The 4658-nt window shown below is 61.0% G+C and carries 5 protein-coding genes; 2 read left to right on the forward strand and 3 right to left on the reverse strand.

Annotated elements, in window-relative coordinates; all coding sequences use genetic code 11:
• On the reverse strand, window positions 1-887 hold an 887-nt coding region (locus tag B2W96_RS09745), incomplete at its 3' end, for a glutamate-5-semialdehyde dehydrogenase (protein ID WP_293010099.1).
• Window positions 888-900: 13 nt separating this feature from the next.
• Window positions 901-1695: a glutamate 5-kinase gene (proB, locus tag B2W96_RS09750; RefSeq protein ID WP_293010100.1), complete on the reverse strand. Its 795-nt coding sequence runs from the start codon at window positions 1693-1695 to the stop codon at window positions 901-903.
• A gap of 123 nt (window positions 1696-1818) precedes the next feature.
• Between proB and B2W96_RS09755 the strand changes: the two genes are divergently transcribed.
• The gene (locus tag B2W96_RS09755; RefSeq protein ID WP_293010101.1) at window positions 1819-2583 is read left to right on the forward strand and encodes a ClpP family protease; all 765 of its coding nucleotides are present in this window, start codon (window positions 1819-1821) and stop codon (window positions 2581-2583) included.
• 69 nt (window positions 2584-2652) lie between these two features.
• Here the strand turns inward: B2W96_RS09755 and B2W96_RS09760 are convergent, their stop codons facing one another.
• Window positions 2653-3234 carry a helix-turn-helix domain-containing protein gene (locus B2W96_RS09760; protein WP_293010102.1) on the reverse strand — a complete coding sequence of 194 codons (582 nt, stop codon included), beginning with the start codon at window positions 3232-3234 and terminating at the stop codon, window positions 2653-2655.
• Window positions 3235-3446: 212 nt separating this feature from the next.
• On the opposite strand from B2W96_RS09760, the gene B2W96_RS09765 reads away from it, so the two are divergent.
• On the forward strand, window positions 3447-4658 hold a 1212-nt coding region (locus tag B2W96_RS09765; protein ID WP_293010103.1), incomplete at its 3' end, for a chromosome segregation SMC family protein.

Consider the following 4658-nt stretch of genomic DNA (forward strand, 5'->3'; position numbering starts at 1 on the left):
AAAGCGGCCTCGTCGCACCGCAGCTCCACATCTTTCTCCTTCAGCAGGGGGACGGCCTTTTCAAAAAAGTCCTTCGCCACGTCCTCCGCCACCAGCACGCACTCCGCAGCGTTACACACGGAGGGGCGGGAGCATTTGGCGTTGAACAGGATTTTGGCGCCCATGTCCAAGTCCGCCTCGCTGTCGATATAGACGTGGCACACGCCCTCGCCCGTGCGGATGACAGGAACGCTTGCGTTTTTTGACACGGCGCGAATCAGGTCTGCGCCGCCACGGGGAATCAGCACGTCCACATATCCCGTCAGGTGCATCAGCTCGTTTGCCGTGTCGCGGCTGGTGTCCTGCACCAGCGAGATGCAGTCCACAGGCAGGCCCGCGCTTTCCAGAGCGGTGCGCATCAGCTCCACCGCCGCCCGGTTGGAGCGGATGGCCTCCTTCCCGCCCCGGAGAATGCAGGCGTTGCCGGATTTCAGGCACAGGGCCGCCGCGTCGGCGGTGACGTTGGGCCGGGCCTCATAGATAATGGCGATGACCCCGAGGGGGACCCGCCGCCGCCCGATAATCAGCCCGTTGGGCCGGGTTTCCATTTTTGTCACCGTGCCGATGGGGTCCGGCAGGGTCGCCACCTGACGGATACCCTCCACAATCCCGGCAATCCGGTCCTTCGTCAGCGTCAGCCGGTCCAGCATGGCGGGGCGCATCCCCGCCGCCGCTGCGGCGGACACGTCCTCTGCGTTGGCGGCAAGCCACAAGTCCTGTTTTTTCGTCAAAAGTTCGGCGATGGCCTCCAGCGCGGCGTTTTTCTGCGCCGTGTTGGTAATGGCCAGCACTCGTCCGGCGGTCCGGGCCAGTTGGCCCTGCCGCTCCAAAGCAGTCATAGTTTCCATGCTCCGCGCCTCCTCATTTCAAAGCTAAAAATCTGGTTCCGATTTCCGCGCCGTCCACGATGCCGTACAGGTCCTCGGTCCGATCTCCGTTGGTAATTACCATGTCGCAGCCCGCCTCGGTGGCAATTTTGGCGGCAGAGAGCTTGGTGGCCATCCCGCCGGTGCCCCGCCAGGAGCCGGCGCCCCCCGCCATTTCCAAAATTTGCGGCGTCAGCGTTTCCACCCGGCGGATGAGCTTTGCGTCCGGGTGAGCGTGAGGGTCCGCATCGTACAGACCGTCAATGTCCGAAATCAGAATCAGCAGGTCCGCCCGGCACAGCTTTGCCACGATGGCGGAAAGCGTGTCGTTGTCGCCCAAAACCTTGTGCCGCCCGGTTTCAATTTCCGCCGAGGACACGGAGTCGTTTTCATTCACCACGGGAATCACCCGCATTTCCAGCAGCGCCCCGAAGGTGCTGGTGAGATGCTCCGCCCGGATGGGATCGTCCACGTCGTCCCCTGTCAGCAGAATTTGGGAGACGGTGCGGTTATACTCGGAGAAAAACTTGTCGTAAATGTGCATGATGCGGCACTGGCCCACCGCCGCCGCCGCCTGCTTAAGCCGCAGCTCCTTCGGCCGCTCCGGCATGTTCAGCCGGGCCGCGCCCACGGCAATGGCGCCGGAGGACACCAGAATTACCTGATGGCCCATGCCGCTTAAATCCGAAAGAACCCGCACAAGCTGCTCGATGCGGTGCAGGTTCAGCGCGCCGGAGTCGTGGGTAAGGGTGGAGGTGCCCACCTTCACCACAATACGCTGCTGCTTCAAAGTCCGTCAGCTCCCCTCAAGAGAATGATGATATATTGAAGCATTATATCACGGCGTTTTTCAAAAGGAAACCGGGTAAATTTCTAATTTTTGCAGAAGCTAGTGCGGAAAGCGAGGGATTTCATGACGGAAGAGACAAAAACAAAAAAGCAGACGGAAGAAGACGAGGCCGACACCGGCGAGGACACCGGCTCCGACAAAAACGGAACCAGCCCGGAGACTTGGCAGCAGCAGATTGTGGACAGCGGCTCCGTCACCACCAAAACCCGGAGGGGAAGTCTCCACTGCCTCACCATCATCGGGCAGATCGAAGGGCACATGGCCGCCGCGCCCAACACAAAAGCCACGAAATACGAGCATGTGATGCCGCTGCTGGCGGCGCTGGAGCAGTCTGACGAGGTGGACGGCGTGCTGTTTCTTCTGAACACCGTGGGCGGCGACATCGAGGCCGGGCTTGGCATCGCGGAGCTGATTGCGGGCATGGGCAAGCCCACCGCGTCTCTGGTGCTGGGAGGGAGCCACTCCATCGGCATTCCTCTGGCGGTGGCAGCAAAGCGGAGCTTTGCGGTGCCCTCGGCGGCGATGACGGTTCACCCGGTCCGCATGAGCGGCACAGTGATTGCCGCACCTCAGACGTACCATTACTTCGAGCGGTTGCAGGACCGCATCGTGGACTTCGTCACCCGCAACTGCGCCATCGACCGGGAGAAATTTCTGTCCCTGATGATGAAAACCGGCGAAATGGCGGCGGATGTGGGCACGGTGCTGTACGGCGAGGAAGCCGTGGGCCTTGGGCTGATCGATCAGGTGGGCACGCTCTCCGACGCGCTGGATTGGCTGTATGGAGAAGTAAAGCCGAAATCGGGAAAAAAGAGACGTTCCTCCTGAAAGCGGTGCAAAACAGGCGGAACGGGTAAACAAAAAACGCTGCGGGGCAAAGTCGCTCCCGCAGCGTTTTTACAGGCGAATTTTAAACAGGCCGTGGCGGTTGCAGCAGGCGTAGAGCGTGCCGCTTCGGTAGGGGAAGCGGGCCTCGGCGCTCTGCTCCGGATAGAGTCGGACGATCTCCGTCCGGTTGTCCGTCACCAGTGCAAAAAAGCTGAGGAAGTGGTCCTTATGCATGGGGTGGTCCAGCGTGACGTACCACTCGCCGTCCAGCCGCTGTGCCCGCAGGCTGTGGGCCTCGTCCGGCTCCTCGGCTTCCAACGGCGGAAGGTTCACGCCGCAGCAGGAAAACGCGCCCTCACCGGCGGCCCACAGGACGTTTCCGCAGATGGGGCAGACGTAGAACTTGCTCCGCAGGAGATTTCCGGAGCGGTTGGCGTTGACAAAGCATTCGCCGCTTAAAAGCTCCGCCACCGAAACGCGCAGGGCCGCCGCCAAAGGCTCCAGCAGGGAGATATCCGGCAGTCCCCGGCCTGTCTCCCATTTTGAAACGGTTTTGTCACTGACGCACAGCGTCTGGGCAAGCTGGCGCTGGGTGAGCTGCTTTTTCTCCCGCAGCTCCCGGATAGTCCCGCCCGTTACATAGTCATTCATAAAATTGTGCTCCTTCATTTCCGCTGGATTTACCGCTATGGGCAGAATACCGCGTTCCGGACAAAATGGCAACCTACGCTCCGCAGAGTTGAAGACAGAGGCGCTTCAGGAAATGTCCCTCCCACAGCGTTCTCAAATTGCACCTTGAATATAAATGCTTTTTTTGATATAGTAGAGTAGTTACAGTATCTCTATTGACAGAGGTGGCTTCATTGTACTTAAAGGCATTGGAAATTCAGGGCTTCAAATCCTTTCCCGACAAAACGGTTTTGAAGTTCGGCGAGGACATCACCGCCATCGTGGGGCCCAACGGCTCCGGAAAATCGAATACCTCCGACGCCATCCGCTGGGTCATGGGAGAACAGAGCGTGAAGGGCCTGCGGGGCGCGAAGATGGAGGACGTGATTTTTGGCGGCACCGCTAAGCGGCCCCAGCAGGGGTTTGCGCAGGTGACGCTGGTGCTGGACAACACGGAGCATATTTTCCCCGCCATGGAGGAAGCCGAGGTGGCCGTCACCCGGCGGTACTACCGCAGCGGGGAGAGCGAATATTACATCAACCGCCAGTCCGTCCGGCTCAAGGACGTGACGGAGCTGTTTTTGGACACCGGCATGGGCCGGGAGGGGTATTCCATCATCGGGCAGGGCAAGATTGATGAGATCCTGTCCACCAAAAGCGGCGACCGCCGGGAGATTTTCGAGGAGGCCGCGGGCATCTCCAAATACCGCCACCGCAAGGAGGAGGCGGAGCGCAAGCTTCAGCGCACAGACGAAAATCTGGTGCGCATTAACGACAAGATTGCGGAGCTTGAGTTGCAGGTGGAGCCTTTGCGGGATCAGGCAGAGAAGGCGAAGAAATACCTGATTTTTCGGGATGAGCTGCGAATTTTGGAGATTTCCACCTGGCTGGAAGATTTGGACGCGCTGAAGGCCGGGGCCAGAAAGCTGGAGAGCGACTTCCGCGCCGCCGAGGCCGCACGGGACGAGGCACGGGTGCAATTGGACGCGCTGTACGCCGAGGGCGAGCAATACGGCCAGCGGATGCGGGAAAAGGACATGGAGGCGGAAAGTCTGCGGTCGGAAGCCGGGGAAAAGGACGCGCAGGCGGCGGAGCAGGAATCCGCCGTGGCTGTGCTGAAAACCACCGCCGCCCACCATCGGGAGAACATTGACCGGGTGGAGCGGGAGCTGCGGGATCAGGAGAACCGGGCGGACGGTCTTGCGAAGCAAATCGAGGAGCAGGCGGCGCGGATCGCGGAGATTGACCGACAGATTGCCGAAGAGTCTGCGACACTGGAAGCCCTTTTGGCGCAGGCCCGGGAGGCATCCCAGACGGCGGAGGGCAAGCTGACCGAGGCGGAGCGACTGCGGGCCAAGGAGACGCTGGCGGTGTCCGCCGCTGCGGACGCGCGGGCGGAGGCCTCG

The organism is Oscillibacter sp. UBA6647 (assembly GCA_002455655.1).
Classification (GTDB): domain Bacteria; phylum Bacillota; class Clostridia; order Oscillospirales; family Oscillospiraceae; genus Oscillibacter.

Coding starts and splice junctions, on each gene's coding strand:
- B2W96_RS09755 (WP_293010101.1), top strand. CDS start 1,819: ATGACGGAAGAGACAAAAACAAAAAAGCAGACGGAAGAAGACGAGGCC.
- B2W96_RS09760 (WP_293010102.1), bottom strand. CDS start 3,234: ATGAATGACTATGTAACGGGCGGGACTATCCGGGAGCTGCGGGAGAAA.